The sequence below is a fragment of the Pseudomonas sp. GW460-LB5 genome (assembly GCF_059423245.1).
In genome coordinates this window covers 40,540-65,686 of record NZ_JBWKXT010000014.1, presented here as the reverse complement: position 1 = coordinate 65,686, position 25,147 = coordinate 40,540, and the positions used below count along the sequence as shown (strand labels likewise).

General features: G+C 63.1%; 23 protein-coding genes and 1 pseudogene. 9 read left to right on the top strand and 15 right to left on the bottom strand.

Annotated elements, in window-relative coordinates; genetic code table 11:
- Nucleotides 1-78: 78 nt before the first annotated feature.
- The 4 genes from AC07XM_RS11250 to AC07XM_RS11235 all read right to left on the bottom strand — a co-directional run bounded on the left by AC07XM_RS11250 (nucleotide 79) and on the right by AC07XM_RS11235 (nucleotide 3,918).
- The gene (locus AC07XM_RS11250; RefSeq protein WP_016486706.1) at nucleotides 79-1,041 is read right to left on the bottom strand and encodes a FecR domain-containing protein; all 963 of its coding nucleotides are present in this window, start codon (nucleotides 1,039-1,041) and stop codon (nucleotides 79-81) included.
- Nucleotides 1,038-1,568 carry a sigma-70 family RNA polymerase sigma factor gene (locus AC07XM_RS11245; RefSeq protein ID WP_023048544.1) on the bottom strand — a complete coding sequence of 177 codons (531 nt, stop codon included), beginning with the start codon at nucleotides 1,566-1,568 and terminating at the stop codon, nucleotides 1,038-1,040. Before AC07XM_RS11245 ends, AC07XM_RS11250 begins: the two co-directional genes overlap by 4 nt.
- A gap of 158 nt (nucleotides 1,569-1,726) precedes the next feature.
- A complete protein-coding gene (locus AC07XM_RS11240) occupies nucleotides 1,727-3,313 on the bottom strand; it encodes a rhodanese-related sulfurtransferase (RefSeq protein WP_102689081.1) in 1,587 nt (528 codons plus the stop codon).
- Nucleotides 3,310-3,918 (bottom strand): cysteine dioxygenase family protein, encoded by a 609-nt coding sequence (locus AC07XM_RS11235; protein ID WP_016486709.1) that lies wholly within the window; start codon nucleotides 3,916-3,918, stop codon nucleotides 3,310-3,312. The genes AC07XM_RS11240 and AC07XM_RS11235 overlap by 4 nt, the downstream gene beginning before the upstream one ends.
- A gap of 302 nt (nucleotides 3,919-4,220) precedes the next feature.
- On the opposite strand from AC07XM_RS11235, the gene AC07XM_RS11230 reads away from it, so the two are divergent.
- Nucleotides 4,221-5,156 carry an ABC transporter substrate-binding protein gene (locus AC07XM_RS11230; RefSeq protein ID WP_102689080.1) on the top strand — a complete coding sequence of 312 codons (936 nt, stop codon included), beginning with the start codon at nucleotides 4,221-4,223 and terminating at the stop codon, nucleotides 5,154-5,156.
- Nucleotides 5,157-5,295: 139 nt separating this feature from the next.
- On the top strand, nucleotides 5,296-6,603 hold the full coding sequence (locus tag AC07XM_RS11225) for an LLM class flavin-dependent oxidoreductase (protein ID WP_016486711.1): 1,308 nt from the start codon (nucleotides 5,296-5,298) through the stop codon (nucleotides 6,601-6,603).
- On the opposite strand, the gene AC07XM_RS11220 is transcribed toward AC07XM_RS11225, so the two are convergent.
- Nucleotides 6,597-7,787 (bottom strand): type II secretion system F family protein, encoded by a 1,191-nt coding sequence (locus AC07XM_RS11220; RefSeq protein WP_102689079.1) that lies wholly within the window; start codon nucleotides 7,785-7,787, stop codon nucleotides 6,597-6,599. The two genes, AC07XM_RS11225 and AC07XM_RS11220, sit on opposite strands and share 7 nt — an antisense overlap.
- An 11-nt stretch (nucleotides 7,788-7,798) precedes the next feature.
- Nucleotides 7,799-8,224, bottom strand: a complete 426-nt coding sequence (gene gspG, locus AC07XM_RS11215) for a type II secretion system major pseudopilin GspG (RefSeq protein WP_024717645.1) — start codon at nucleotides 8,222-8,224, stop codon at nucleotides 7,799-7,801.
- Between the two features lie 184 nt (nucleotides 8,225-8,408).
- On the opposite strand from gspG, the gene AC07XM_RS11210 reads away from it, so the two are divergent.
- From AC07XM_RS11210 to AC07XM_RS11195, 4 genes are all read left to right on the top strand, one after another.
- Nucleotides 8,409-8,987, top strand: a complete 579-nt coding sequence (locus AC07XM_RS11210) for a lytic transglycosylase domain-containing protein (RefSeq protein WP_016486714.1) — start codon at nucleotides 8,409-8,411, stop codon at nucleotides 8,985-8,987.
- 90 nt (nucleotides 8,988-9,077) lie between these two features.
- Complete coding sequence (locus tag AC07XM_RS11205) at nucleotides 9,078-10,535, top strand: sensor histidine kinase (RefSeq protein WP_102689078.1); 1,458 nt, start codon at nucleotides 9,078-9,080, stop codon at nucleotides 10,533-10,535.
- A 301-nt stretch (nucleotides 10,536-10,836) separates the two neighbouring features.
- Nucleotides 10,837-12,330 (top strand): sensor histidine kinase, encoded by a 1,494-nt coding sequence (locus tag AC07XM_RS11200; protein ID WP_102689077.1) that lies wholly within the window; start codon nucleotides 10,837-10,839, stop codon nucleotides 12,328-12,330.
- Nucleotides 12,299-13,726, top strand: a complete 1,428-nt coding sequence (locus tag AC07XM_RS11195) for a sigma-54-dependent transcriptional regulator (protein WP_023049198.1) — start codon at nucleotides 12,299-12,301, stop codon at nucleotides 13,724-13,726. Before AC07XM_RS11200 ends, AC07XM_RS11195 begins: the two co-directional genes overlap by 32 nt.
- Before the next feature lie 95 nt (nucleotides 13,727-13,821).
- Here AC07XM_RS11195 and AC07XM_RS11190 read toward each other — a convergent pair whose 3' ends face one another.
- From AC07XM_RS11190 to AC07XM_RS11180, 3 genes are all read right to left on the bottom strand, one after another.
- Complete coding sequence (locus AC07XM_RS11190) at nucleotides 13,822-14,124, bottom strand: hypothetical protein (RefSeq protein ID WP_016486717.1); 303 nt, start codon at nucleotides 14,122-14,124, stop codon at nucleotides 13,822-13,824.
- Between the two features lie 83 nt (nucleotides 14,125-14,207).
- Entirely contained in the window at nucleotides 14,208-15,560 is a 1,353-nt protein-coding gene (locus AC07XM_RS11185; RefSeq protein WP_016486718.1) for a GntP family permease, read from the bottom strand.
- 110 nt (nucleotides 15,561-15,670) lie between these two features.
- Nucleotides 15,671-16,210, bottom strand: a complete 540-nt coding sequence (locus AC07XM_RS11180; protein ID WP_016486719.1) for a gluconokinase — start codon at nucleotides 16,208-16,210, stop codon at nucleotides 15,671-15,673.
- Nucleotides 16,211-16,417: 207 nt separating this feature from the next.
- Between AC07XM_RS11180 and gnuR the strand changes: the two genes are divergently transcribed.
- From gnuR to AC07XM_RS11165, 3 genes and pseudogenes are all read left to right on the top strand, one after another.
- Nucleotides 16,418-17,437 carry a transcriptional regulator GnuR gene (gene gnuR / locus AC07XM_RS11175; RefSeq protein WP_016486720.1) on the top strand — a complete coding sequence of 340 codons (1,020 nt, stop codon included), beginning with the start codon at nucleotides 16,418-16,420 and terminating at the stop codon, nucleotides 17,435-17,437.
- A gap of 91 nt (nucleotides 17,438-17,528) precedes the next feature.
- Nucleotides 17,529-18,347 (top strand): annotated as a pseudogene (locus AC07XM_RS11170) (PAS domain-containing protein); the annotation flags it as partial.
- 42 nt (nucleotides 18,348-18,389) lie between these two features.
- Complete coding sequence (locus tag AC07XM_RS11165; RefSeq protein WP_371262262.1) at nucleotides 18,390-18,884, top strand: methyl-accepting chemotaxis protein; 495 nt, start codon at nucleotides 18,390-18,392, stop codon at nucleotides 18,882-18,884.
- Here AC07XM_RS11165 and AC07XM_RS11160 read toward each other — a convergent pair.
- From AC07XM_RS11160 to AC07XM_RS11135, 6 genes are all read right to left on the bottom strand, one after another.
- Nucleotides 18,859-22,128 carry a transporter substrate-binding domain-containing protein gene (locus AC07XM_RS11160; protein WP_016486722.1) on the bottom strand — a complete coding sequence of 1,090 codons (3,270 nt, stop codon included), beginning with the start codon at nucleotides 22,126-22,128 and terminating at the stop codon, nucleotides 18,859-18,861. The two genes, AC07XM_RS11165 and AC07XM_RS11160, sit on opposite strands and share 26 nt — an antisense overlap.
- Nucleotides 22,129-22,141: 13 nt before the next feature.
- Complete coding sequence (locus AC07XM_RS11155) at nucleotides 22,142-22,756, bottom strand: response regulator transcription factor (RefSeq protein WP_016486723.1); 615 nt, start codon at nucleotides 22,754-22,756, stop codon at nucleotides 22,142-22,144.
- 219 nt (nucleotides 22,757-22,975) lie between these two features.
- On the bottom strand, nucleotides 22,976-23,218 hold the full coding sequence (locus AC07XM_RS11150) for a DUF1272 domain-containing protein (protein WP_016486724.1): 243 nt from the start codon (nucleotides 23,216-23,218) through the stop codon (nucleotides 22,976-22,978).
- 66 nt (nucleotides 23,219-23,284) lie between these two features.
- On the bottom strand, nucleotides 23,285-24,037 hold the full coding sequence (gene cobM / locus AC07XM_RS11145; RefSeq protein ID WP_102689076.1) for a precorrin-4 C(11)-methyltransferase: 753 nt from the start codon (nucleotides 24,035-24,037) through the stop codon (nucleotides 23,285-23,287).
- Between the two features lie 33 nt (nucleotides 24,038-24,070).
- Nucleotides 24,071-24,460, bottom strand: a complete 390-nt coding sequence (locus AC07XM_RS11140; RefSeq protein WP_024717644.1) for a cobalamin biosynthesis protein — start codon at nucleotides 24,458-24,460, stop codon at nucleotides 24,071-24,073.
- Nucleotides 24,460-25,146: a CbtA family protein gene (locus AC07XM_RS11135; RefSeq protein ID WP_016486727.1), complete on the bottom strand. Its 687-nt coding sequence runs from the start codon at nucleotides 25,144-25,146 to the stop codon at nucleotides 24,460-24,462. The genes AC07XM_RS11140 and AC07XM_RS11135 overlap by 1 nt, the downstream gene beginning before the upstream one ends.
- Nucleotide 25,147: the final 1 nt, after the last annotated feature.

Genomic DNA, 25,147 nt, shown 5'->3' with positions numbered 1-25,147 from the left:
CCTGGGCGTAGGGTTTTCGGTGTATTGCCAGGGAGGCGAATGGGCGAGGGCAAATCGACAATGCCCTGTGCATTTTTTTCAGGCATTGCCTCTCAATGGCTCCACGCGTGTCCAGAAGCGGGTATGGCGCACCAGCTTTACCGGCAGCGAGCGGGCAACGGTAGCCAGGGTCAGGTCAAGATCGGTGAGCGAATAGGCGCCGGAAACCCGCAAGTGGCCGACGGCCGTGTCGCAGCCCAGGTAGCCGCTGCGGTACCGCTGTAATTCTTCGAGCAGGTGATCCAGGCGCCAATCGTCCACCACCAGTTGGCCTTCGGTCCAGGCCGCGTCGGTACTGGCCAGTGGCATGCGTTGCAGGATGCGGGTTTTGTCGAACAACAGGCCATGGCCACTGTCCAGGCGGGTTTGCTCGCCACCCGCGTTGATCGGGTTCACGACGACGGCATGCTGGTAAACGCATACGCGGGTCTGGTGGTCCTGTTGCCTGACGCTGAACCGGGTGCCCAGCGCCCTGATGTGGCCTTCGGCAGTGCTGACCATGAACGGGCGGTGATCGGCGGCAGTTTCGACAAAGATCTCCCCGGCACGCAGCCGTAGCTGGCGGGTGTCGTTGCTGAAGGCAATGTCCACCGCACTGCCGGTGTTGAGGATCAGGCGGCTGCCGTCACTCAGCGTCAACCTGCGCTGTTCGCCGATGGCGGTGCGCACATCGGCCAGCCACGCCGGCGCATCGCGATAACCGCGCCAGCCCAGGGCGCCAAGCCCCGCGCCCAGCAACAGCCCCTTGAGCAGCATGCGCCGCTGCAGCGCCGGGCCCTGCTGGCCAGCACGCTCCAGCACGTCATGGCCCAGTGCGCCTTGTGCTTGGTTCAGTTGAGCCTGCAACATGGCCACCCGTTGCCAGGCCCACTGGTGCTGCGGGTCGGCCGCATGCCAGGCCTGCCAGCGTTGCTGCAGGTCCGGGTCGGCAGGGGCCTCGCCCAGCCGGGCAAACCACTGCGCGGCGGCGCTCAGTGCCTGTCTTTGGGGCAGCGGGCTCACTGGGCGTGTTCCAGGGCAAACAGCAAGCAGTGCTCGGTGGCGCGGGCAATGTACTTGGTGACCGAACTGACTGATACGCCCATCTGGGCGGCGATGTCCTTGTAGCCCAGGCCACGCAACTGCGATAACAGAAACGCCTGCTTGACCTTCTTGCCCAGGCCTTCAAGCATCGCATCCAGTGCTTGCAGGGTTTCTACCAGCATCCAGCGTTCCTCGGGGGAAATCGCATACTGTTCGGGCTGTTCGGCCAACAGTTGCAGGTAGGCCTGCTCCAGTGCCCGGCGGCGGAAGCTGTCAATCATCACGCGCCTGGCCATGGTGACCAGAAAGTGGCGTGGCTCGCGCAGTTCACTGAGCAAAGGCTGGCTGCGGTCGGCCAGCAGTACACGCACGAACGTGTCCTGGGCCAGGTCGGCGGCCTGCTGCGAACACTGCAGGCGGCCACGCAGCCAGTTCACCAGCCAGCCATGGTGGTTGGCGTACAGGCCGGCCAGGCTGTGTCCGGTCGAGGGGAGGGAGTCAGGCATGGTGCTGTTGCGCGCTAATGAGAATTAGTCGCAATTTATTTCAATTACGCACATTCAGCAATGGCCCAGCTACAAAGGTGAGGGGGAAGAGACGCTGCCCGGAACAGGCAGGGGCGGTGATGTGTTGCGAAAAGGGGCGCAACGCGCCCCCGGCAATCTCAGCTCAATACGTTGAACCCGTGGGTGCCATCCCGCTCTAGCTGGGCAATCAGCCCGAACTCCCAGTCCAGGTACCCCTGCATGGCCTCCCGCGGGTTATCAGTGCCTTCATAGGGCCGGCGATAACGGTCGGTACGCGCCACCGCCAGGTGCGTTTCGCCACTTTCCAGCGGCTTGCCTGCCGCAATCCACCGCGCCGTGCCGCCCTCCAGTACGTACACCGGTGTCTGCGTAAGCGCCCGCAAGTCTACCGCCGCAAAGCGTGCCAGCAGGCTGCTGCCGCAGGTCAGTACATAGCGCTCGGCTACTGGCAGCTGTTCCAGCACCTGCGGCAACTGCGCGCGAATTGCCCAGTGGGCACCCGGAATGTGGCGTTTCACGTAGTTGGCACTGGTGGTGAAGTCCAGCAGCACGGTGCCTGGCGTTTGCAGCCAGTCGTCCAGCTGCTCGACCCCGATTTCGGAGACTGCAGGCAGTGGAGGTTGGGGGGGCTGCCAATCGCCGGTCTCGCTGAAATCTTGCGCCGACAGGCCATCGAGCACGGCGACCTGCCAGCCCATTTGCGCCAGCCATGAAGCACTCATGTTGGCCCGCACGCCGTCATCATCCACCAGCACGATGCGCGCCCCGCGCACGCTGGCGACGTGGTCGGTTTCCTGCACCAGTTGCCCGCCCGGTACACAGCGGCTGGCCGGCAGGTGGCTGTGGGCATATTCCTCGGGGGTGCGCACATCGAACAGGTAGGTGGTGCGCTGGGTATCGGCCTGCCAGGCGGCCAGGGCTTCGCGCTCCAGGCGCAGCACACCGGCACGGTCGGCCACATTGCGTGCGCGTTGGGCGGCGTTGGCGCGGGTGTTGTCGCTCACCTCGGCGAAGCGGCGCTCCTGGCCGTGCGCCAGCGCTTGCCCGGCCAGGGTCCAGCCGATGGTGCCGTTGCGCAGGGCAGCCACGGGGTTGGGGATGCCGGCGTTGACCAGCGACTGGGTGCCGATGATGCTGCGGGTGCGCCCTGCGCAGTTGACGATGACCTGGGTAGCGGGGCTTGGCGCCAGTTCGGCAACCCGCAGTACCAGCTCGGCCCCCGGCACACTGATGCCCCCCGGGATGCTCATGGTCTGGTATTCGTCGAAGCGGCGGGCGTCGAGCACCACCACATCGGCGTTGTCGTCCAGCAGCGCCTGCACCTGTTCGGCCGCCAGCGACGGGGTATGGCGCACGCTTTCAACCAGCTCGCCAAAGGCCTTGCTCGGCACGTTCACGTCACGGAACAGCTCACCACCGGCGGCGCGCCAGCCGGCCAGGCCGCCTTCGAGCAATGCGACATCGCTGTACCCTAACGCCAGCAGGCGTTCGGCGGCCTGATGTGCCAGGCCTTCACCGTCGTCATACACCGTAATGCGGGTGTCGCGCCGTGGCACGCGGGCGAAAATCTCCAGTTCCAGCTTGGACAAGGGGATGTTGGCAGTGAACAGGGGGTGTGCCTGGGCGAACGGGTCTTCCTCGCGCACATCGATCAGCGCCAGTTCTTCATGGGCCAGCAAGGCCTGGCGAATGTCTTGGTAGGAGCGGGTGGCAACGGTACTCATGGGGCAGGGTTCTCTTTGGACAGGTCCCAGATGTTGGGCAGAAGGCTGTTGGAATAGCCGGAAATGAACGGTTTTTCGCTGCCGTCGGGCGAGTACACCGCGCGGCTGACGGCACCGATGTTGGCGCCATAGACGTGGATGCTGATCGACACCCGGTCGTCGAACGCATTGCTGACCTGATGCACATCGCCGATGCGCGGCGAAACGGCCTCTACGTGACCGGGCTCGAGGCGCACGGGCGCGCCTGCTGGTAGTAGGGCGCCGTGTTCGCTGCGGGCAAAGCCTTGCGAGTATTCGGCGCCGCGCAGCATGCCGATCAAGCCCCACACCCGATGGTCGTGAATGGGTGTCTGCTGGCCTGGCCCCCAGACGAAGCTGACGATGGAAAAGCGCTGGCGCGAATCGCAGTGCAGCAAATATTGCTGGTAACGGGCCGGGTCTGGCTGCGCCAGTGCCTCGGGCAACCAGTCGTCATGGGCGACCAGGCTGCGCAGCAGGCCTTGGCCGTGGTCGAGGAGGGTGGCTTCGTCGGTTTCTTGGTCCACCAGTTGCGCAAGCGCGTCAATGAAAGTGCGCAGGCGCTCAAGGCGCAGGGGTTGGCTCATGATTCAGGCTCGGCTGACGGTTTGGGCTAACCCTAGCAAATGCGCTGAATATTCTCAAAAGTAAAAATATGAATAAGCTAATATGCAAAAAACGCATTTACAGAGTGACTGATCTGTTTTGAAATGTGCGCATGGGCAAAGCATTAGGTTATGCCCAAAACGAATTTCACGGCACTGCGCTTAATCGATAACTTATAAGCATTGCGTTATTTATATTCAAAGTGAATATGAAAGCCCCATGCCCCCACGAGACCGCACGCGCGGATCGGCCTGATGTACCCCGACGGTACCTGGAGACGAACGTGCGATATCTAAAACAATTGGCCGCCTGTGTGCTGGCCAGCTCCCTCAGCCTGACCGCTGCCGCGCAAACCCTGGTGGTCGGTGACCAGAGCTTCAATGCCCGGGCGGTGATGGAAGCGGCCGGCGTGCTCGACGACCTGCCGTATACCCTGGAGTGGAAGCAGTTTACGGCCGGCTCGCCGGTAGCCGAGGCGCTGAACGTGGGCAGCCTGGACATCGGCCTGTTGGGCGATGCGCCACCGTTGTTCCTGGGTGCCCTGGGCGCGCCGATCAAGGTGATTGCGGTGAGCCGGCAGAACCTGGATGGCGTGGCGATTCTGGCGCGCAAGGACTCGAACATTCGCAGCCTCGAAGACCTGCGCGGCAAACGTGCGGCGATCTGGAAGGGCTCCTGGAGCCAGCAGTTGCTGTTCAGCGCGCTGGACAAGGCCGCCGTGCCGCGTGATGCCTTGGAGCTGCGCTACCTCAGCGCCCTGGACGCCTCCCATGCCCTGGATGGCGGTTCAGTGGATGTGATCGCGACCTGGGAGCCCTATGTCACCCAGCAGGAGCGCCAAGGGGCGCGCGTGCTGGCCACGGCCGAAGGGTTGATACCGGCGCAGAGTTTCGTGGTGGCCAATGCCAAGGCGGTGGAGGCCAAGCGGGCGCAGATCAGTGATTTTCTGCAGCGTCTGAAAAAGGCCCGTGACTGGACCCTGAGCGACCCGGCCCATACCGAGGCTTATGCCGATGCCTGGGCAAAACGCACCCGTGCCGATCGCGACATTGCGCGCGCCTGGTTTGCCCGCGCACGTACCGATGTGGCACCGCTGAACCCGCAGGTGATCGTGGATGCGCAGAAGACCGTGGACTTTTTTGCCGGGCTGGGGCTGATCAAGAACTATCCGGCGTCGAGCCTGTTCGATACCTCGTTCGCGGCTGCGTTCGACCACTGAGTTCTCCTGCCGTGGCCCAATCGCCGGCAAGCCAGCGGCCACAGGATCACCACAGCCGTGGGTTCAGTGGAAAACCTGTGGGAGCTGGCTTGCCGGCGATTGGGCCGGTACAGGCAACAACTGTTATGAGGAGCTGTACATGACCACCCGCAAAATCAAGCTTGGTGCCCTGACCATGGGCTGCGGCGGCCCAGGCCGGCACAACCTGTGGCTGGACCCGGAGCTGCCCGCCGATGCCAGCGTCAACATCGACTGGTACATCGACATCGCCCGCCAGGCTGAAGCGGCGCTGTTCGACCTCATCTTCATCGTCGACAGCCAGTACATCACCCCCGGCTCACCGTCGCATTATCTCAACCGCCTGGAGCCGTTGACCCTACTCTCGGCGCTGGCAGTGACTACCCGTAACATCGGCCTGGTCGGCACCCTGACCACGTCCTACAACGAACCCTTCAACGTCGCCCGCCGCCTGGCCTCGCTGGACCTGATCAGCAAGGGCCGCGCTGGCTGGAACGTGGTCACCAGCGGTGATGCCGGTACCGCCGGCAACTATGGCCGTGACGAGCACTACGACTATGACACCCGTTATGCCCGTGCCCAGGAGCACGTGGCGGTGGTTCAGGGCCTATGGCAGTCCTATGAAGACGGGGCGTTCCCGCGCAACCGCGCTACCGGTCAATTCCTCGATCCGGGCCGGATGCATGCCCTTCACCACAAGGGCGAACACTTCTCGGTCGTAGGGCCATTGAATATTCAGCGTTCCCCCCAGGGCCAGCCGGTCATTTTCCAGGCCGGCGATTCGCAGCAAGGGCGCGAGCTTGGGGCCGCCACGGCAGATGTCATCTTCACCCATGCTGCCAGTATCGAGCAGGGCCAGGCGTTCTACCGCGATGTGAAAGGCCGCGCTGCGCGGCTGGGGCGTGACCCGGAGCAACTGCTGGTATTGCCCGGTGCCGAGATCTATGTGGGTGACACCGACGAACACGCCCGCGAGATCGAACGCCACTACCACCAGCAGGACCATAGCTTCGAGCTGGCGCTCAAAGAGTTCGGGCGCAACTTCGGCTGGCACGACTTCAGCCAGTACGACCTCGATGCACCGTTCCCGCAGGAAAGCCTGGAGCATGCGCGCAGCAGCTTTTTCACCAATGCCAAGCGCATCGCCGACCAGGCCCGGGAGCAGGGGTTCAGCCTGCGCCAGGCGGTGGAGTTCGGGCGTAAGCTGCGCCCAGGTGCCTTCGTTGGCTCGGCCGAAACGGTCGCGGCAAAAATGACCGAGTGGTTCGAGGCGCGGGCGCTGGATGGCTTCAACATCTACATCGGCCACCCCGGGCAGTTTCGCCGGTTTACCCAGGAGGTGGTGCCGCTGCTGCAGGAGCGCGGGGTGTACCGCACGGCTTACGAGGGCAGCACACTGCGCGAGAGCCTGGGCCTGGCCATTCAGTGAATGCTCGAGGCCAGTTCGAAGATCGGCATGTACATCAGGATCACGATCAGGCCGATCAGCAGGCCGATGAACGTCATCAGCAGCGGTTCGAACAGTTTCACGAACCATTCCACCCAGCGGCCGATTTCCTGGTCATGGAAGTCGGCGCAGCGTTCCAGCATTTCCCCCAGGTTGCCGGACTGCTCCCCGGCCCGCAGCAGGCGCAGCGACACCGGGGTAACCAGGTGGCCGGCTTCCAGCGCATCGGACAGTGGCAGCCCTTCGCCCACCCGCTGGCTGGCCTGGCCCAGGCCCTGGGCTGCTGCGCTACCGAGCAGGCCGCGGGCCATGCCCATGGCGGTCAGGATGGGAATGCCGCCTTGCAGCAAGATGCCCAACGAGCGGTAGAAGCGCGCCAGCTCGTACATCATCAAGCGTTGATGCAGCGCCGGCAGGCGGCGCAACTGGCAGGAGGCCCAGCGCCGTACCCGTGGGTGGCGGCGCAGCAGCCACAGTGCCGTGACCCCACTGAGCGTGCCCAGCGCCAGCGGCAGTTGCTGGGCGTGCAGGAACAGCCCGATCTGCATCAATACCCGTGACAGCCAGGGCAGTTCGGTGCCCATGCCCTCGAACACCTGGCTGAAACGCGGCACCACATAGCCGAGCAGGAACAGCACCACGCCGCCCCCCACCAGCAACAGCAGCAACGGGTAGACCGAGGCCCCCACCAGCTTTTGCCGAACCAGGTCCAGGCGCTGGCGGTAGCTGATGTAGCGCGTGAGGGCATCGCCCAGCGCCCCGGTGCGTTCGCTGGACTGCACCAGCGCCACATACAGCGGCGGAAATATCCGCGGCTGCTGGCCCAGGGCCTGGGACAGCGATCGGCCTTCGTACAACTGGCGTACCAGCTCGGCCAGCACCTTGCGGGTGGTGGCTGCAGGCGCCTTTTCCGCCAGGCTCTCCAGTGCGTCGATCAGCGGCAGCCCGGCATTTAGCAGGGTTGACAGTTCCTGGCTGAACAGCACCAGGTCAAAGGCCGCTTGGCGCCGCCAGGCCATGCCGCGCAGGGCACCGCCGTTGCTGCGCAGGCTGAGCACACGCAGGCCCTGATCCGCGGCCTGGCGGCGGGCCTGGTCGGCGTCCTCGGCGTCGATCTGCAACTGCACCACGCCCTGTCTGCCCAAGGCCTTGAGGCTATAGCGCATGGCCACTCTCCTTACTGCCAGCTGGTGATTTCGGCGTTTTCCCCGTCACCCCCGGGCTGGCCGTCCTTGCCCATCGACAACAGGTCGTATTCACCGCCGTTTTCGCCAGGTTGCCGGTAGATGTATGGGCGGCCCCAGGGGTCCTGCGGCACGGCCTTCTGCAGGTACGGGCCGGTCCAGCGCGCTTCACCATTGGGGGCGATGACCAGGGCCTGCAGGCCTTGCTCACTGTTGGGGTAGTGGCCGACTTCCAGGCGATACAAATCCAGCGCCTTGCTCAGCCCTTCAATCTGCGCCCGCGCCACTTTGGCTTCGGAGCGACCGAGCTGGCTGAAGTACTTGGGCGCGACGATGCCGGCCAGCAGGCCGAGCACCACCAGCACCACCAGGAGTTCGAGCAGGGTGAAGCCACGTTGCGGTTTGGTTCTGCGCTGCATGGTGAAGCCCTCCACTGCATGGGGACACAGGTTGACAGGCACCATGCAACAGCCGTGCACGTCTGCCTCGGGGCCTTGCGCCATGCGGTGCCGGAAGCGGCACAGTGCTTGCGTCGTGGTCATCGACCTCGGGTTTCCGGGGCATTTCCCCCACTTCGGGGGCCACGACGAAGAGGCGACCGTCATGCGTGGACTCATCCTCGGTTTGATATGGCTGGCGGCAGGTGTCGCCCAGGCTGATGTGTACATCTCCATCGATGCCAAGGGCGGCTACGTACTGACCAACGTCCATCGGCCTGGGCGCCATTATGAAAAGGTGATCAACGAGCCGTTGGCACAGGCCGGCCCGGCCAATGCGCAGATGATCACCGGCCGACCCTACGCTGAACTGGTCGCTGCCGCCGCGCGGGCCCACAACGTCCCTCCAGCGCTGTTGCATGCGCTGATCAAGGCCGAATCTGGCTACAACCCCAAGGCCCGGTCGTCTGCGGGCGCGGTAGGGCTGATGCAGTTGATGCCGGATACAGCACGTGAAATGGGTGTGGAAGACCGCCTGGACCCCGAAGACAACGTGCAGGGCGGGGCACGCTACCTCAAGCAGATGCTTACCTTGTTTGACAACGACATCACCCTGGCTGTGGCGGCTTACAACGCCGGCCCGGATGCCGTAATGCGGCGCGGCGCCGTGCCGCCGTTTGCCGAGACCCGGCGTTATGTACCCACCGTGCTGCGCGAATATCGCAAGTTACAGGGGTTGGAGTAATACCCTTCGGCGGATGCCATCAATTCAGCACTACGGCTTCCCCAGGTCTGGGCTATAACCTTCTGAAGGTGCCCAGCTGTGGAGCCCACCATGGACATCGCCCCTCGTTCCGACGCCATAGAAGTGCCTGCCGGTAACGAACTGGCAGCCCCACGCAAGCCATTCAACCTGTTGCGCTGGTATGCCTGGGTCAGCCTGGCCATCATCGTTTCGGTGGCTGCCGGACTTGGGTTGATATCCAGCCGTTTCATCATTGATGAAAGCGTTGAGCGCGATGCCTTGCTCACGGCACAGTTCATTACCTCTATCGCCGACGCCGAAGTGCGCCATGTGTCGATCCCCAACGTGCGCACCATGGGCGAGTTGCTGGACCCGCGCACCGACCCTGGCAACCTGCCGGACGTCGACCCGGATGCCCGGCGCAAGGCTCGCGGCGAGTTCCTCGACCACATCGCCCACCTGCCAGACATGCTGCTGGCCAACATCTATGCCCCGGACCTTACGGTGATCTGGTCCACCAACCCGGCGCTGATTGGCAAGCTGATTGATACTGACGACGACCTGGCGAGGGCGTTCGAGTACAAGATGCGGGTCTCGGCCAGCTACCACAACTTCGAACAGGCCCGTGCCGAGCAGAAATTCGTCACCCCGCCCGAGCAGCTGTTCATCGAAAACTACATTCCGCTGTTCGCTGCCGATGGCGAGCACGTCACGGCAATGGTCGAAATCTACAAAGAGCCCCATGACCTGATTGTGCGCATCGAGCATGGCCTGATACTGATCTGGCTGGCGATCACCGTCGGCGCCGCGCTGGTCTACGTCGGCCTGTACGGCATCATGCACCGCGCTGCACGGCTGCTGGCGGTGCAGCAGAAGCGGCTGATCAACAACGAAACCTATGTCGCGTTGGGGGAGGTGTCCTCGGCGGTGGCCCACAGCCTGCGCAACCCGCTGGCCAGTATCCGCTCCAGTGCCGAGTTGGCCCAAGCGTTCGACGAAGGCCCGGCGCAGCGCAATATCAACGACATCATCAGCCAGGTTGACCGGATGTCGCAGTGGATCCGCCAGATGCTGCAGTCGCTGCGTCCGCTGAACGATGAGGCGGTTGCGGTGGACTTGACGCTGGCCTTGCAGGACAGCCTTCAAACCTACGCCGTGCCGCTGGCGCGTGGCGGGGTAAGCCTGGACCTGCAGCCGTTACCGGCGGTACAGGTATTGGGGCATCCGGCTTTACTGCGGCAGATATTCAGCAGTTTGATCGCCAATGCCCTCGAATCGATGGATCAGGGCGGACGGTTGCGTATCGAGGTGGTACGCCATGACCGGCGTAGCCTGACGTTGCGCCTGTCTGACAATGGCAGGGGCATGAACGAAGTGCAGCAGCGCATGGCCTTCCGGCCATTTTTTACCACCAAGCAAGGTGGGCTGGGGGTGGGCCTGGTGCTGGTGAAACGTATCATGGAGCGCTTCGGCGGCACCGTCAGGCTCAGCAGCAGTGAGGGCCATGGCACCCGGGTGTCGTTGAATTTCCGATTGGTCAGAAATTAATGTTTTGCGCTAAGAATAGTTTCTAACACGTTGATATACATGAAATCAGTGGTTCCTGGGTACTTATTACCCAACTGTGGGGCCTTTTCTTGAAGTCGCATTTAACTATGCATCTTAAAGTATTGAAAATTATAGCTTTACGGTCCTTTGGATTTGGCTGGCCAACTTCTTGCTTGGTGATGTGCGGAGCGCTACACACGACAAATGGCAGCCAGGGCTGCCCAGGTGGGGTGCTATCAACTGGCTGCTGCTGTTGGCCTTGATGCATTTCTGAACGGACGCACTGTGCGGGAACCACGCCATGCAGATGCTGGAAAACGATGTTCGCGACAAGGCCAGTGCGAGTGCCAGCGGTCTGGCCGTACCCTTGCGTGAGTTCAACCTGCTGCGCTGGTTTTCAGTCATCAGCCTGTTGATCATCACTGCGGTGGCGGGCGGGCTGGGTTATGTGTCCACGCGCTTCGTGGTCCGCGATAGCGTGCAGCGTGATGCGATGCTGACCGCGCAGTTCATCCAGGCCATGGCCCAGGCCGAGGTCCGCCATTCGCAGTTGCCGCCGGGCACCACCATGGGCGAACTGCTCGACCCGCGCCTGGACCAGCAGCACCTGCAGTTTGCCCCGGCGCTGGCCGAATCGACCCGGGTCGAATTTCTTGACCATGTCGAGCACCTGCCTGATATTTTGCTGGCCAATGTCTATGCCCGCGACCGCACCATCGTCTGGTCCACCAACGTCGAGCTTATCGGCAAGCGGATAGAGGCTGATGGCGACCTGGACCGTGCTTTCCATTCGCGCAGGGCGGTGTCGGCCAGCTATCACAAGGCTGAAGATGACCGCGAGGAGCAGAAGTTCCTGCGTGAACCGCGCTACCTGTTCATCGAGAACTACATCCCCCTGTTCGACAGCCAAGGTGAACAGGTGCTGGCCATGGTGGAGATCTACAAGGAGCCACAGGACCTGATACGGCGCATCCAGCGCGGCTATGTACTGATCTGGGCTTCGACCCTGGTGGGTGGAGCGCTGATCTACTTCGGGCTGTTCTGGATCGTACGCCGGGCGGCGCAGATGCTGCATCTGCAACAGGACCGGCTGGTGGCCAGCGAAACCTACGTGGCGCTGGGCGAGATGTCGTCTGCTGTGGCGCACAGCCTGCGCAACCCGTTGGCCAACATCCGCTCCAGCGCCGAACTGGCGCAGGAAATCGCCAACCTAGCGGCGCAGAAAAACATCACCGACATCATCAGCCAGGTCGACCGCATGTCGCGCTGGGTGCGTGACTTGCTGGTGTCGTTGCGCCCGGTCAGTGACGAGGCAGAGGCTGTGGACCTGGTGGCCGCCATCGAGGACACCCACCTGGCGTTCGTCCAGCAGATCGAGCGCAATGGTGTGCGCTTCCATTTCGAAGGGCCTGATCAGCAGTGGGTGGCCAGCCAGCCGCTGCAGCTCACGCAGATTCTCAACAGCCTGTTCTCCAATGCCCTGGAGGCCATGCCGGCGGGCGGCATGCTGACTGCCCAGGTCAACGTACAGGATGGCCAGCGTGCCGAGTTCGTGCTTACCGACACTGGCAAGGGCATGAGCCAACAGCAGGAGCGGATGGTGTTCAAGCCGTTCTTCACGACCAAGCAGGGTGGCCTCGGTGTAGGGCTGGCCCTGGTCAAGCGCATCATGGAACGGTTTGGCGGCTCGGTCAGCCTGAGCAGCCGCCAAGAGGAAGGAACCCGCGTCAGCCTTACATTCAATATCGCAGCGGGAGGGGAACATGGAGCACAGCATCCTGGTCGTCGAGGATGATGAAATCCTCGCTGACAACATTCGCACCTACCTCAGCCTCAAGGGCTTTGAAGTCACCGTGTGCCACAGCGCCGAGCTTGCGCTGGAGCAGATCAAGCGGGCTCAGCCCGACGCGGTGCTAACTGACAACTCGCTGCCGGGCATGAGCGGCCACGACTTGCTGCGCAGTTTGGTGGCGCAGGTACCTGGCCTGAAAGTGATCATGATGACCGGCTACGGCAATGTCGAAGACGCCGTGCAGGCGATGAAGGAGGGTGCCTTCCATTACCTGACCAAGCCCGTGGTGCTCGCCGAGCTCAAATTGACCCTGGACAAGGCATTGGCGGCCGAACGCATGGAGCGCACGCTGTCGTTTTACCAGGAACGCGAGGCGCAGAAATCCGGGTTGCAGGCGTTGATCGGCGATTCGCCGGTAATGCTCACCCTCAAGCACACGTTGCAACAGGTGCTGGATGCCGAGCGGCGCATGGCCTGCGACGACCTGCCACCGGTGCTGGTCGAAGGCGAGACCGGCACCGGCAAGGAGCTGGTGGCGCGGGCCCTGCATTTTGACGGCTCTCGCAGCAAGGGGCCGTTCATCGAATTCAACTGCGCCTCGATCCCTGCCAACTTGCTGGAGGCCGAGCTGTTCGGTCACGAGAAGGGCGCGTTCACTGATGCCAAGGAGCGGCGGCTGGGCCTGGTGGAGGCTGCAGACGGTGGCACGTTGTTCCTCGACGAGATTGGCGAGATGGACCTGGTGTTGCAGGCCAAGTTGCTCAAGCTGCTGGAAGATCGCAGTATCCGCCGGATTGGTGCGGTGAAGGAGCGCAAGGTTGACCTGCGGGTCATCAGCGCCACCAACTGCAACCTGGAGCAGATGGTGCAGCAGGGCAAGTTCCGCCGCGACTTGTTTTTCCGCCTGCGCATCATCGCCCTGAAGGTACCGCGCCTGTATGCCCGTGGTCAGGATATCCTGTTGCTGGCAAGGCATTTCCTGGCCCACCATGGCCGGCGTTATGGCAAGCCGAACCTGCGCTTTTCCGCCGAAGCCGAGAGCCTGATGCTGGGCTATAGCTGGCCCGGCAACGTCCGCGAGCTGCGCAATATGCTTGAGCAGACCGTGTTGCTGGCGCCGAATGAGGTGATACAGGCGCACCAGTTGAACCTGTGCATGACCTTGATTGACGAGCCATTGGTGCCGCAGCCGGCACCTGCGATGTTCGAAATGCCGCGTCACGAGCCGGAGCCAGGCACCAGCCTGCCGGACATGGAGCGCGACCTCGTGTGCAAGACGCTGGACCGTACGGACTGGAACGTGACCAAGTCAGCGCGGATGCTCGGGTTGTCGCGGGACATGCTGCGTTACCGGATCGAGAAGCTGGGGCTGACACGCCCTGATAAACGCCAGTGGTAACAAAAAGTCAATCTTACTCAACCGGGCGGGTGAACCCGCTCCCACAGGGAATACATAACCTGCAATGTCGAGCGGTGGCCCATTGAGCAGCGTACTCAGGGGGTACCTGTACGGGTGCCACTATTTCCCTGAGGACCGGTACCCTCCGAACCGCTGCCATCCATCCCCGGCAGGTCGCGGTTGTCATTTTGCTTGGCCGGCGGGCTTTCTGGGTCGTTACCTTGAATGCGCGTGTCAGTATCCCGCGGCATGGGCTTTTCGATCGGGTTGAGGGTGCTATCGACGCCCGGCCGGGGTGCCGGGTTGTGCGGATCGTCAGGGTAGGTCGGGCCGGTGCCGACGGCGAAGGCCAGTGGCGAGGCGAGCAGGGCAATCAGCAGAATGCTTGAGCGGGGCATGACAGGCTCCTTGGCTTAGGGTAGGTCTGATATTTCCTTCGGCCCTACCCTGAGCAGCAAGGTGCCATTACCCCGATAAACGGTTACACCACCTGCGCCAACAACATGATGAAGATGATGCCAACCACCGAGAGGATGGTTTCCATCATGCTCCAGGTCTTGAAGGTTTCCGCTACAGTCATGTTGAAATACTGCTTCACCAGCCAGAAGCCGGCGTCGTTCACATGTGACAGGATCAACGAGCCCGCACCGGTGGCCAGCACCAGCAACTCACGGTTCACGCCCGGTACCAGGTCGATTACCGGTGCCACAATGCCCGCACCGGTAATGGTGGCGACCGTGGCGGAGCCAGTAGCGATGCGGATTACCGCTGCCACCAGCCAGGCCAGCATGATGGGCGAAATCTCCGCCTGCACGGCCATTTGCCCGATCACGTTGCCGACACCGGTGTCCACCAGCATCTGCTTGAAGCCGCCGCCTGCACCCACGATCAGCACGATGGCCGCCGTGGGGGCCAGGCTCTGGTCGAGCATTTTCATGATCTGCTGGCGGTTGAAGCCGCGGGCAGAACCAAACGTGTAAAAGGCCAGCAGCAGGGCCGCGAGCAGGGCAGTGATGGGGTGGCCGATCAGGTCCATCCACTGGCGCACGATATGCTCGGCCGGCAACACCACGTCGGCGAAGGTCTTCAGCAGCATCAGCGCGACCGGCAGCAGCACCGTGATCAGGGTGATGCTGAAGCTTGGCAGGTTGCCCTGGTCGGACTCCTTGGCAATTTGGTCCATCAGTTCCTGGGACGGGTTGCCCGGGATGTAGCGGGAGATGAAGTTGCCGAACAGCGGACCGGCGATGATCGCGGTGGGCAGTGCGACGATCAGGCCGTAGAAGATGGTCTTGCCGATATCGGCGTGGAAAATGCCAATCGCCAGCAATGGGCCCGGGTGTGGCGGCACCAGGCCGTGCACCACCGAAAGGCCGGCCAGCAGCGGTATGCCGATTTTCACCAGCGACACCCCGGAGCGCCGGGCAACGATGAACACCAGCGGAATCAGCAGCACAAAGCCGATTTCAAAGAACAGCGGTATGCCCACCAGGAAGGCGGCGAACATCATCGCCCAATGCACGTTCTTCTTGCCGAAGGCGCGGATCAGGGTTTGCGCGATCTGGTCGGCCCCCCCCGAGTCGGCCATCAGCTTGCCCAGCATGGTGCCCAAGGCGAGCACGATGCCGACGAAGCCAAGCACACCGCCAAAACCATCCTGGAACGACTTCATGACCTTGGCCACCGGCATGCCGGAGGTCAGGCCAAGGAAGCCGGCCGCGAGGGTGAGGGCAACGAAGGGGTGCACTTTGAAGTGGGTGATCAGCAGGATCAGCCCGACGATGGTAACCAGCGCGTCGAGCAGCAGAAAGGTGTCAGTAGCCAGTCCGAACATGGTATGAAGGCCTCGATCTTATCGTTGTTTTTGGCGTAGCGTCTTGGAACTATTCCCGCACCTGCGGGTCGAGGTAGCGCTGTCTTTGGTGAGCCGGGAAAACCGCGGGGTCAGGCGGTTTGCGCCAGGCCCTGCTCACCGGCGCGCTTTAGCCAGCGGTCTACCGCTTCGGCGAGCGCATCGATGGGCTGGGTGGCGTCCAGTGCCAGTGTGAGCGGCTCGCCATGTGGCGATTCGAGGGCAGCAAACTGGCTGTCGATGAGACTGGCCGGCATGAAGTGCCCGGGGCGCGCCAGCACGCGTTTTTCGGCCTCGGCGGGCGACAGTTCGAGAAATACGAACACCAGCCCTGGCATGGCATCGCGCAGGGTATCGCGGTAGCGGCGCTTGAGCGCCGAGCAGGTCAGTATCGGGCGTTCCCCGGCCTGGGTGGTGGCCTGCAACTCCTGGCCTAGGCGCACCAGCCAGCCGGCACGGTCGCTGTCGTCCAGCGGGATGCCAGCGCTCATCTTGCGGATGTTTTCGGCAGGGTGAAAAGCGTCGCCTTCAATCAGGCGGCCGCCGCTTCTGGCAGCAATGGCAGCGCCGATGCAGCTTTTGCCGCAACCGGCCACGCCCATCACCACGATGGCGGACAGGGGAGAATTCATCAGTACCTCCTGCGGGGTGAGATAGCGCTGTCTCGTCGCCGACGAACAGCCACCTCCCCGGTGTTATTGGTCTTGTCCTTACGCAGTATGGACGCCTGGTAGCGAGCGCGCGGTGGCTGCCGCCAAAGATTACATTGCCTGCGTCCTGAGACAGCGCTACCTTAGTGGCCGTTCCCTCTCCTTGCAAGTAGTAAAATTACAACATCCATGACCCGCACCGGCTCCCGTACTACAGGTCGTCCAACCCTGGCAGAAGTTGCCAGGCTTTCCGGGGTTTCCCCCATCACCGCTTCGCGCGCCTTGCGCGGGGTCAGCACGGTTGCGCCAGAGCTGGTCGAGAAGGTCGTCGCTGCAGCGGCGAGCCTGGGCTATGTGGCCAACCCGGCAGCCCGCGCCTTGGCCTCGGCTCGCAGCCAGTCGGTGGTGGTGTTGATCCCGTCGCTGTCCAACCAGCTGTTCATCGACACCCTGGAAGCCATTCACGAGGTCATGCGCCCGCGTGGGCTCGAGGTGCTGATCGGCAACTATCACTACGACCTTGCCGAAGAAGAAAACCTGATCCGTAATTACCTGGCCTACCAGCCCTGCGGCATGCTGTTGACCGGTTTCGAGCGCAGCGACGCGGCGCGGCAGATGTTGACCGCCAGCGGTGTGCCGTGTGTGCACATGATGGAACTCAATGGCGAGCCAGGGGCATTGTCGGTCGGTTTTTCGCAGCAGCAGGCCGGGCGCGCCGCGGCCCGGCACTTGATCGAGCGCGGGCGCAAACGCCTGGCGTTCATTGCCGCGCAGCTCGACCCACGGGTGATGCAGCGGGCCGAAGGTTTCCGCCAGGCGTTGGCTGAGGCCGGTTTGCAGGCGGCCGAGCTGGAGGTACTGGCGCCGCAGCCTTCATCCATTGCCCTGGGCAGTGTGCTGTTCAGCCAGTTGCTGCAGCAGGCGCCAGATGTCGACGGTATCTTCTTCTGCAACGACGACCTGGCGCAGGGGGCGGTGCTGCAGGCATTGCGCCAAGGGGTGGAAGTGCCCCGCCAGGTGGCGATGGTGGGGTTCAACGACTTGCCGGCGTCGGCCCACATGGTGCCGCGCCTGACCTCGATTCGCACGCCCCGGGCAGCCGTTGGGCGTGGCGCGGCGCAGGCGCTGCTGGCGTTGCTCGATGGCAAGCGGGTGGCGGATACGCAGCAGGATCTGGGCTTTGAGCTGATGGTGCGCGAGAGTTCGTAGCGGGAGCCCGTAGCTGTGCAGGCGTTCTGTCCTATTAATGTAGTAATCCTAAAGTGATAGCACTGTGCTTGCACGGCGCCAACGGCGATCTATGCTCAGGACACCGCGCATAAAGGAGCCCGGCGTCATGTTCGATTTCCATCGCAAATCCGATTTGGTTGAGATCCAGCGCACTCACCAGGCCTTGAGCGGCACGCAAGCCAAATTGGCGGCGATCAGCCGTTCGATGGCGATGATCGAGTTCGCCCCGGATGGCACCATCCTCGATGCCAACGAGCGTTTCTGCCAGGCCATGGGCTATAGCGCCGACGAACTGCGTGGCAAGCATCACCGGGTGTTTTGCGAGCCGGGCTACGCGCAAAGTGCCGAATACCAACAATTGTGGCGCGAATTGGGCCAAGGCAAGGCCATCAGCGGTACATTCGAACGCCTCGACAAGGCCGGTCGTGAGGTCTGGTTGGAGGCCAGTTACATGCCGGTGCTGGATGAGCACCGCCAAGTCACCAGTGTGATCAAGGTGGCAGCGGACATCAGCCAGCGGGTGGTGCTGGAGCACGAGAGCGAGAGCCTGCTCAAGGCCATCAGCCGCTCCATGGCGGTGATCGAGTTCACCCCGCAAGGCCGCGTGATCAAGGCCAACCAGAACTTCCTCGATACCATGGGCTATCGCCTGGACGAGGTAGTCGGCCGCCATCACGGGCTGTTTTGCCTGCCGCAGGAGCGCGAGTCGGCTGAGTACCGCGAGTTCTGGGCATCGCTCAACCGCGGCGAGTACCATTCGCACCGCTTCGAGCGCATCAACAAGCAGGGCCAGATGGTCTATCTGGAGGCCTCTTACAACCCGATATTCGACAGCAAGGGCCGCTTGTACAAAGTGGTGAAGTTCGCCAGTGACATCACCCGCCAGGTCAGCACGCAGCAAACCGCCGCCGATGCCGCCCATGCCAGTTCCATGCAGACCGATGCCTGCGCGCGCAAGGGCACCGAGGTGGTACAGCAGACGGTGCAGGTAATCGAGCAGATTTCCCATGAGCTGAACGACGCTGCCCGCAGCATCGACGCGGTCAGCAAGCAATCGGATGTAATCGGTCAGATCGTGCTGACCATACGTGGAATTGCCGACCAGACCAACCTGTTGGCCCTGAATGCGGCCATCGAGGCGGCCCGCGCCGGTGAGCACGGGCGAGGTTTTGCCGTGGTAGCCGACGAGGTGCGCAACCTGGCGGCGCGGACCAGCAAGGCAACCCTGGAAATCGTCGACGTTGTACGGCAGAACCACGACCTGTCACTGCTGGCGGTGGCCAGCATGCAATCGAGTTTGACCCGCACCGGTCATGGGGTTGCGCTGGCCAATGAGGCCGGTACGGTGATCATGGAAATCCAGCAGGGCTCACGGCACGTGGTGGATGCGATCAGCCAGATCAGCTCGACGTTGCAATTGCATTGAGCGCATCCTTCAGTTCGTTCAGCAGGGCCTGCAGGCTGATTTGCAGCCGTTCACGTTCGACAGCCGTTGGCAGGCCCCGCGCATGAGCGTTCTCGATGGCTTCGCAATCCTTCACCACGCCGCGCACCCTGATCATCTTCGCGCCACCCTTGATTCGGTGAGCCAGGGTACGCACGTCCTCATCGGCGGCCCCGGGCGCCAGCGCCCGCAAGGCGGCCAGGTCCTCGCCAACGCTGATTGACAGCTGTTCCAGCAGATGACGCGTCAGTTGCTTGTCGTCCTGGGTGAGGTGGCGCAACTCAGCCAGGTTGAAGCCGCTACTGTGCAGTGGCGTTTCTTGGGCGCCGCGGGCCTGGGGGAGATGGGCCTTGAGTGTGTGCAGGCCGATCGGCTTGAACAGGCACTCGTCCATGCCGCTGGCCAGGCAACGGTCACGCTCTTCGGCCTGGGCATTGGCAGTCACGCCGAGGATCTGGCACGCCGGCAGGTCGCGTTCGGCTTCAAGGCTGCGAATGCGACGGGTGAGTTCGTGGCCGTCCATGACCGGCATGCTGCAATCGGTGATCACCAGGTCGAAACGCGCTGCCTGCCAGCGCTCCAGGGCAATCTGGCCGTTGTCTGCCAAGGTCACGTGATGGCCCAAGGTGTGCAGTTGCCGCTCCAGCAATAGAAGGTTGGCCGGGTAGTCGTCGACAACCAGGATTTCCAACGGGCCAGTGCTGCGTTCCGCTACCGGGTCCAGTTGCTGTGCGGGCTCTGGTGCTGGGCAGGTTGGCAATTGCAGGCTGACCTGTACCTTGGTGCCAACGCCTTCGACGCTTTGCAGGCTCAAGCTGCCACCCATCAGTTCGGCAAAGGTGCGGCTGATGACCAATCCCAGGCCCGCCCCTTGGTGGGTTCGCGGGCCGTCAGCCTGAACGAAGGCGTGGAACAGCCGGGCCTGATCAAGTGGGCTGATGCCGATGCCGGTGTCGCGCACAGACAGTTCAACTGGCAGGCGGCTTTGCCCATCGGCTGGGGGCGTCAGCAAGCTGGCCTGGACCTCGCCGCGGTCGGTGAATTTGATGGCGTTGCTGATCAGGTTGGACAGGATCTGTTTGAGTCGCAGCGGGTCTGCCAGCACCCAGACCGGCCCGGCAGGCAGCTCAGCGTGCAGAAGCAAGCCTTTGGCCCGGGCGTTGCCCTCGAAAACCCGCACGGTAGCGCGTACCAGTTCGACCAGGTTTGTGGGCACCGGTTGCAGGGTGATGTGCCCGGACTCGATGCGGGAAATGTCCAGAATATCGCCAATCAGTTCAAGCAGGCCGATGGCCGAGTCATGGGCAGTCTGCAGGGTCTGGGCGTCGCAACGGCCCTCGCGGCTGTCTTCCAGGGCCAACTCCAGCAGGCCGATCACGGCATTCATCGGGGTGCGGATTTCATGGCTCATGGTGGCCAGGAAGGTACTTTTGGTTTGACTGGCTTGTTCGGCGTCGTCCTTTGCCTGACGCAGCTGTTCGAGCAGGCCTCGGCTCAGGGCCAGCTGAGCTTGCAGCGCGTGTTGGGCCTCGGTGCGCTGATTGATCAGTTTGCGCAGGTAGCTGTTCCAGAACACCACGCCTGCCAGCAGCAGGGCCGACAACACCAGTACCTGCAAGGCCAGTGTGCGGTAATCGCGCCAAGCGCTGTCGCTGACCAGGGTGCTGGTGCGCCAGCGATTGGCCAGCTGGTCGAGCTCTTCGGGTGGAATGCTCAGCAGCGCCTTGTCGAGAATGGCCTGGAGCTGCGGCTGGTCCGCAGCCACGGCGAAGGCCGCAATGGCCGGGTCTTCATCCAGTACGCTGGCGATGCGCAAGCGGCCCTTGAAAACATGGCTGATGTAGTAGGCGGCATTGATGTGGCTGGCAAGGGCCACATCGGCAGCCCCGCCGGCCAGGGCCTCCATGAGGCCGAGCGGGTTGTCCACTTCGACCAGCCTGGCTTGCGGATAGCGCTGTTGCAGCAGTGCCCTCTGCGGCGAGCCGCGTACCAAAGCGATGCGCTGGCCATCCAGCGTTTTGGTTTGTGCGGGGTAAGTGCTGTCGCTGCGCGTAACCAGTACGCGTGGGCTGACCAGGTAGGGGCGGGTATAGCGCAGCTGTTTCGAGCGCTCCGCGCCGTAGCCCAGGGCGCCGATCATGTGTGCATCGCCGCGGACCAGGCGCTCGACCATCGCCTGCGCCGAATCGCTTTCGACCGGGCGGAACTGTAGCCCGGTACGCAATGAAATCTGTTTCAGCAGGTCAAGGGTGATGCCGGTTGGGCGGTGTTCGGCGTCGTTGAACGTCAATGGCGCCAGCGAAGTGTTGACCAATACATCGATGTAGGGGTGGGCTGCGATCCAGGCTTTTTCTTCGCTGCTCAAGTCAGTGAGGTGGCGCTGCAACAGCAGGCTGGTGTTGCCACTGCTCCAGCGGCGCAGGATGTTAAGGCGCTCGCTTTCGCTTATGCGGGCCAGCGCCATGTCGACCAGCCGATGCAAGCGAGGGTTGTCGCTGGCCAAGGCAAATGCAAATGCGCCAGCCGGAACCTGACAGAAGTGGTCGATTCTCAGCGTGCCTTGATAGTTCTTGCCAATCGTGAAGTCGGTGCTGATGGCATCGCCCAGGTACGCATCGGCCTCGCCCAGATCGACGGCTGCCAACCCGGCAAGGGTCGAGCGGTACAAGCTTAACTGCGCTTTTGGATACAGACCGCGTACGGTGCTGGCCGGCAGGTAGTGATCGACCATGGCCAGGCGCAAGCCGGCGAGGTCGGGTTGGTTCTTCAGGCTGCTCCCCTCGCGTGTGACGATGACCGGCAGGTCGTCTGCATACGGCGTGCTCAGTTCAAGCTCGGCATCTGCCGCCTCGAAGGCATTGGAGCTGCCCAGAAGGTCAATACTGCCCTCCCGCAACGCGGCGATGGCTTCGTGGCGGCTATCGAATCGGCGCACCTCGACGTGTATGCCCAGCAGTTCGGCAATGATACCTGCGTAGTCTGCACTGATCCCTTCGTAGTCCTGTTGGCTGGCGTTCAATTCGAACGGTGGATAGTCGGGCCGCGAACTGCCTAGCACCAGGTATTGACGTCGCTGCAGCCAGGCCCGGTCTTCGCTGGACAGTTGCAGTGGGGCTGCTGCGCTGACAGAGCGCGCCAGCAGTTGCCGAGCTTCGCTGCGGGCCAGCAGCGCGGTGGGGGCGGCCAGGCCGATGGCCAGGAGCATGCACGCCAGCAGGCGCTTCATGGCGGCCGAACGCTCAGTAGACGCTGTTGCGTTTGGCCAGGTCGACCATCTCGACCAGAGATTCGGTTTTGAGCTTTTCCATGATCCGGCCTCGGTAGGTGCTGATGGTCTTGGCACTCAGATTCATGCGGGTACCGATATTCTTGTTGTTTTCACCGCGCGCCAGGCGCCGCAGCACCTCCATTTCACGGTTCGACAGGCTGGCAAGGCGCACCGGTTCGCTTTCCAGCGAGTTGCTGTTGACCGACATTTGCGGGAAGGTCGAATAGCCTTTGACCAGCGCCTTGAGGGCGAACAGCAGTGCTTCGTGGTCTTCTTCCTTGGTGACGAAGGCGCCGATGCCGGCATCCAGGCAACGCCGTACGTACAGGTCAGTGGCTTGGCCCGTCAGCACCATGATCTTGGGCACCGGCTCAAGGCTTTGCAGGCGTTTGATCACTTCCATGCCATCCAGACCGGGCAGGCCAATATCGAGCACGACTACATCGGGGCGCAGATCGCGGGCTACCTGAGCCACTTCGCTGCCGTTACCCACCTCACCGACAACATGAAAGCGTTCACGCTCGAGCAGTAGGCGCAAGGACAGTCGGACAATGGGGTGGTCGTCGACGATCAGCACGGTTGTCATGTGGAAAACTCCTGTCGGGATGTGGTCCGCTTCCTGGATCACTCCGGAATACGTCTGCAAGTGGGTTAATCGGAAGCGCTGCAAGATACGACCAATCCCGAAGTTTGGTAATGCCGAGTATAGAAGTGTTGATAATCCGCGTGCTTGTTGTGGAAAAATCCTACAAGAAGCGTGAAAGACATCACCCCGAGAAAGCGGCGATGTCTGTTTGGAAGGGCGTCAGGCGCAGGTGGCGTGCGCTTTGTTCACACGCTGGGTGGCGGCGGGGTTATTGGCCAGCGCCTGACCGACACGCGTCGGCCGGGGCACCAGCTGGCCGGCACAGTTCGGGCAGCGGCCTTGCAGGCGTGTGTCGGCGCAGGCACGGCAGAAGGTGCATTCGAAGGAGCAGATCAGCGCATCGGGGCTGTCGCCCGGAAGGTCAGTATCGCAGCACTCGCAGTTGGGGCGTAATTCCAGCATGGGCGTGACTCCTGTTCGCAGGCGGGAACCCGGAGTCTGCTACGCGGGCGGCAATACTGGCAATGCTCAGTCCCCAGGGCGGTACAGGTGGGCATGCCCGGCACGGTACAAGGCCGATTCGGCGAAGGGGGTATCCCCTAGCACATGGCCTACCAGGATCAGCGCCGTGCGGCGAAAATCTTTGGCTGCGACGCGTTCGACGATATCGCCAAGGGTGCCGCGCACCCAGTTCTGGTCCGGCCAGGTGGCACGATGTACCACCGCCACCGGGCAGTGCGCACCGTAGTGCGGCAGCAGTTCTTCGACGATCCGCGAGAGGTGTTTGACCCCGAGGTGAATCGCCAAGGTGCTGCCGTGGCGCGCCAGGTCGCCCAGTTGCTCCCCAGGTGGCATGGGTGAACTGTCGCCATAGCGAGTGAGTATCACCGTCTGCGCCACCTGTGGCAGGGTCAGTTCGCAGCCAAGTAGCGCCGCGCTGGCCGCCGTGGCGGTGACCCCGGGGATGATCTGGTAATCGATGCCCAGCGCCTGCAGGTGGCGGATCTGTTCACCGATGGCGCCGTACAGGCTGGGGTCGCCGCTGTGTACACGGGCCACGTCCTGGCCTTGTTCGTGCGCGCTGCGCATGGCGGCGATGATCTGTTCCAGGTGCAGCTCGGCACTGTTGATCACGATCTGGGCCTTGTGGCCTTCGAGCACGGCAGCAGGTACCAGTGAGCCGGCATAGATGATCACTGGGCACTGGCGAATCAGCCGTTGGCCTTTGACCGTGATCAGTTCAGGGTCGCCGGGGCCGGCACCGATGAAGTACACCGTCATGGAAAGTCCTTGCAGGAAAGAGGAGCGAAATGTTCAGCAGGCCAGGGCGAGGGTCGCCGGGCCCAGTACCTGGCGGGTCAGCAGTAACCCGGCGGTGCAGCCGGGCCGCTGGCTGGCCAACGCCAGTGCCGCGCTCTCGGCCACGCCCCAGCAGCCGCTGTGGGCATGGGCTGTGGCAGAGCGGTGGCTGAGCAGCGGCTCAAAGGCTTGCAGTTGTGCGCTATGGTACAGCACCAAGGGCAAGCCAAGGCGTTCGGCCAGTTGCTGCAAGCCGGGTTCGTCGGCCTTGAGGCTGATGCTGGCAATGCCGCGCAGGTCGGCGAGCACCAGGCCCTGGCTAGCCAAGGCTTGGTGCAGCAGGGTTTGCAATGTATCCACCGGGCAACCTCGGCGGCAGCCGAAGCCGGCGTAGAAGGCCGGCATCAGGCCTGGCTGGAACGGCGGAACAGCCATGCACTGAGCAGGCCCAAGGCCACCCAGAATGCAGCGTTGGTCAGCCAGGAGGCCATCTTGAACTGAGTCTCCAGTGCTGCGGGGGCCAGGCTTTCATGCACGTCGGGCTGTGGCGCGCCGATCACATGGGGGATTATCAACAACACGGCGCCCAGCGCCTTCAACAGCCAGTGCCGGGCGAACACCAGCAAGGCCAGGCCAAGGGCGGTGGCGCTGGCCGTGCCAATCCACCAGGCCTGGCGTTGCCCCAGGTCGGCGGCAGCGGTGCCGGGCAGTTCCGGTGGCAGCCCCAACGTTGGCGCCAGACAGAACACGGCGAAACCGGCCAGGCCCCACAGCACACCGGTGCCGGCACGCTGCGGTTCGCGCAGGCTGTAGAGGGCGGCGAGGATCAGGGCGAAGCCGACCGCAACCACCAGGTTGCCACCGGTGGTGGACAGCACCCGCTGCCAGCCGTCTTCCGGCGACCAGGCGTCGGCGCTGTGCTCATGGGCGGCCACTTCGCCGCCATGTTCGTGGTGTGCGGCCGGGGCCGAGGATTCGTAGGTTTCCGCCTCAAGAATCAGCGGGGCGACCCAGAAGCTTTGCAGCAGGGTCAGCAGCAGGGCCGCAAGCAGCCCGCTGAAGCCCGCGGTACGGGCAATGCGCGTGATCATC

Bases quoted from the DNA above. Each gene is read 5' to 3' on its own strand.
- AC07XM_RS11245 (WP_023048544.1), bottom strand. From the start codon at position 1,568: ATGCCTGACTCCCTCCCCTCGACCGGACACAGCCTGGCCGGCCTGTAC.
- AC07XM_RS11240 (WP_102689081.1), bottom strand. From the start codon at position 3,313: ATGAGTACCGTTGCCACCCGCTCCTACCAAGACATTCGCCAGGCCTTG.
- AC07XM_RS11235 (WP_016486709.1), bottom strand. From the start codon at position 3,918: ATGAGCCAACCCCTGCGCCTTGAGCGCCTGCGCACTTTCATTGACGCG.
- AC07XM_RS11225 (WP_016486711.1), top strand. From the start codon at position 5,296: ATGACCACCCGCAAAATCAAGCTTGGTGCCCTGACCATGGGCTGCGGC.
- AC07XM_RS11220 (WP_102689079.1), bottom strand. From the start codon at position 7,787: ATGCGCTATAGCCTCAAGGCCTTGGGCAGACAGGGCGTGGTGCAGTTG.
- gspG (WP_024717645.1), bottom strand. From the start codon at position 8,224: ATGCAGCGCAGAACCAAACCGCAACGTGGCTTCACCCTGCTCGAACTC.
- AC07XM_RS11210 (WP_016486714.1), top strand. From the start codon at position 8,409: ATGCGTGGACTCATCCTCGGTTTGATATGGCTGGCGGCAGGTGTCGCC.
- AC07XM_RS11205 (WP_102689078.1), top strand. From the start codon at position 9,078: ATGGACATCGCCCCTCGTTCCGACGCCATAGAAGTGCCTGCCGGTAAC.
- AC07XM_RS11200 (WP_102689077.1), top strand. From the start codon at position 10,837: ATGCAGATGCTGGAAAACGATGTTCGCGACAAGGCCAGTGCGAGTGCC.
- AC07XM_RS11195 (WP_023049198.1), top strand. From the start codon at position 12,299: ATGGAGCACAGCATCCTGGTCGTCGAGGATGATGAAATCCTCGCTGAC.
- AC07XM_RS11190 (WP_016486717.1), bottom strand. From the start codon at position 14,124: ATGCCCCGCTCAAGCATTCTGCTGATTGCCCTGCTCGCCTCGCCACTG.
- AC07XM_RS11185 (WP_016486718.1), bottom strand. From the start codon at position 15,560: ATGTTCGGACTGGCTACTGACACCTTTCTGCTGCTCGACGCGCTGGTT.
- AC07XM_RS11180 (WP_016486719.1), bottom strand. From the start codon at position 16,210: ATGAATTCTCCCCTGTCCGCCATCGTGGTGATGGGCGTGGCCGGTTGC.
- gnuR (WP_016486720.1), top strand. From the start codon at position 16,418: ATGACCCGCACCGGCTCCCGTACTACAGGTCGTCCAACCCTGGCAGAA.
- AC07XM_RS11165 (WP_371262262.1), top strand. From the start codon at position 18,390: ATGCAGACCGATGCCTGCGCGCGCAAGGGCACCGAGGTGGTACAGCAG.
- AC07XM_RS11160 (WP_016486722.1), bottom strand. From the start codon at position 22,128: ATGAAGCGCCTGCTGGCGTGCATGCTCCTGGCCATCGGCCTGGCCGCC.
- AC07XM_RS11155 (WP_016486723.1), bottom strand. From the start codon at position 22,756: ATGACAACCGTGCTGATCGTCGACGACCACCCCATTGTCCGACTGTCC.
- AC07XM_RS11150 (WP_016486724.1), bottom strand. From the start codon at position 23,218: ATGCTGGAATTACGCCCCAACTGCGAGTGCTGCGATACTGACCTTCCG.
- cobM (WP_102689076.1), bottom strand. From the start codon at position 24,037: ATGACGGTGTACTTCATCGGTGCCGGCCCCGGCGACCCTGAACTGATC.
- AC07XM_RS11140 (WP_024717644.1), bottom strand. From the start codon at position 24,460: ATGCCGGCCTTCTACGCCGGCTTCGGCTGCCGCCGAGGTTGCCCGGTG.
- AC07XM_RS11135 (WP_016486727.1), bottom strand. From the start codon at position 25,146: ATGATCACGCGCATTGCCCGTACCGCGGGCTTCAGCGGGCTGCTTGCG.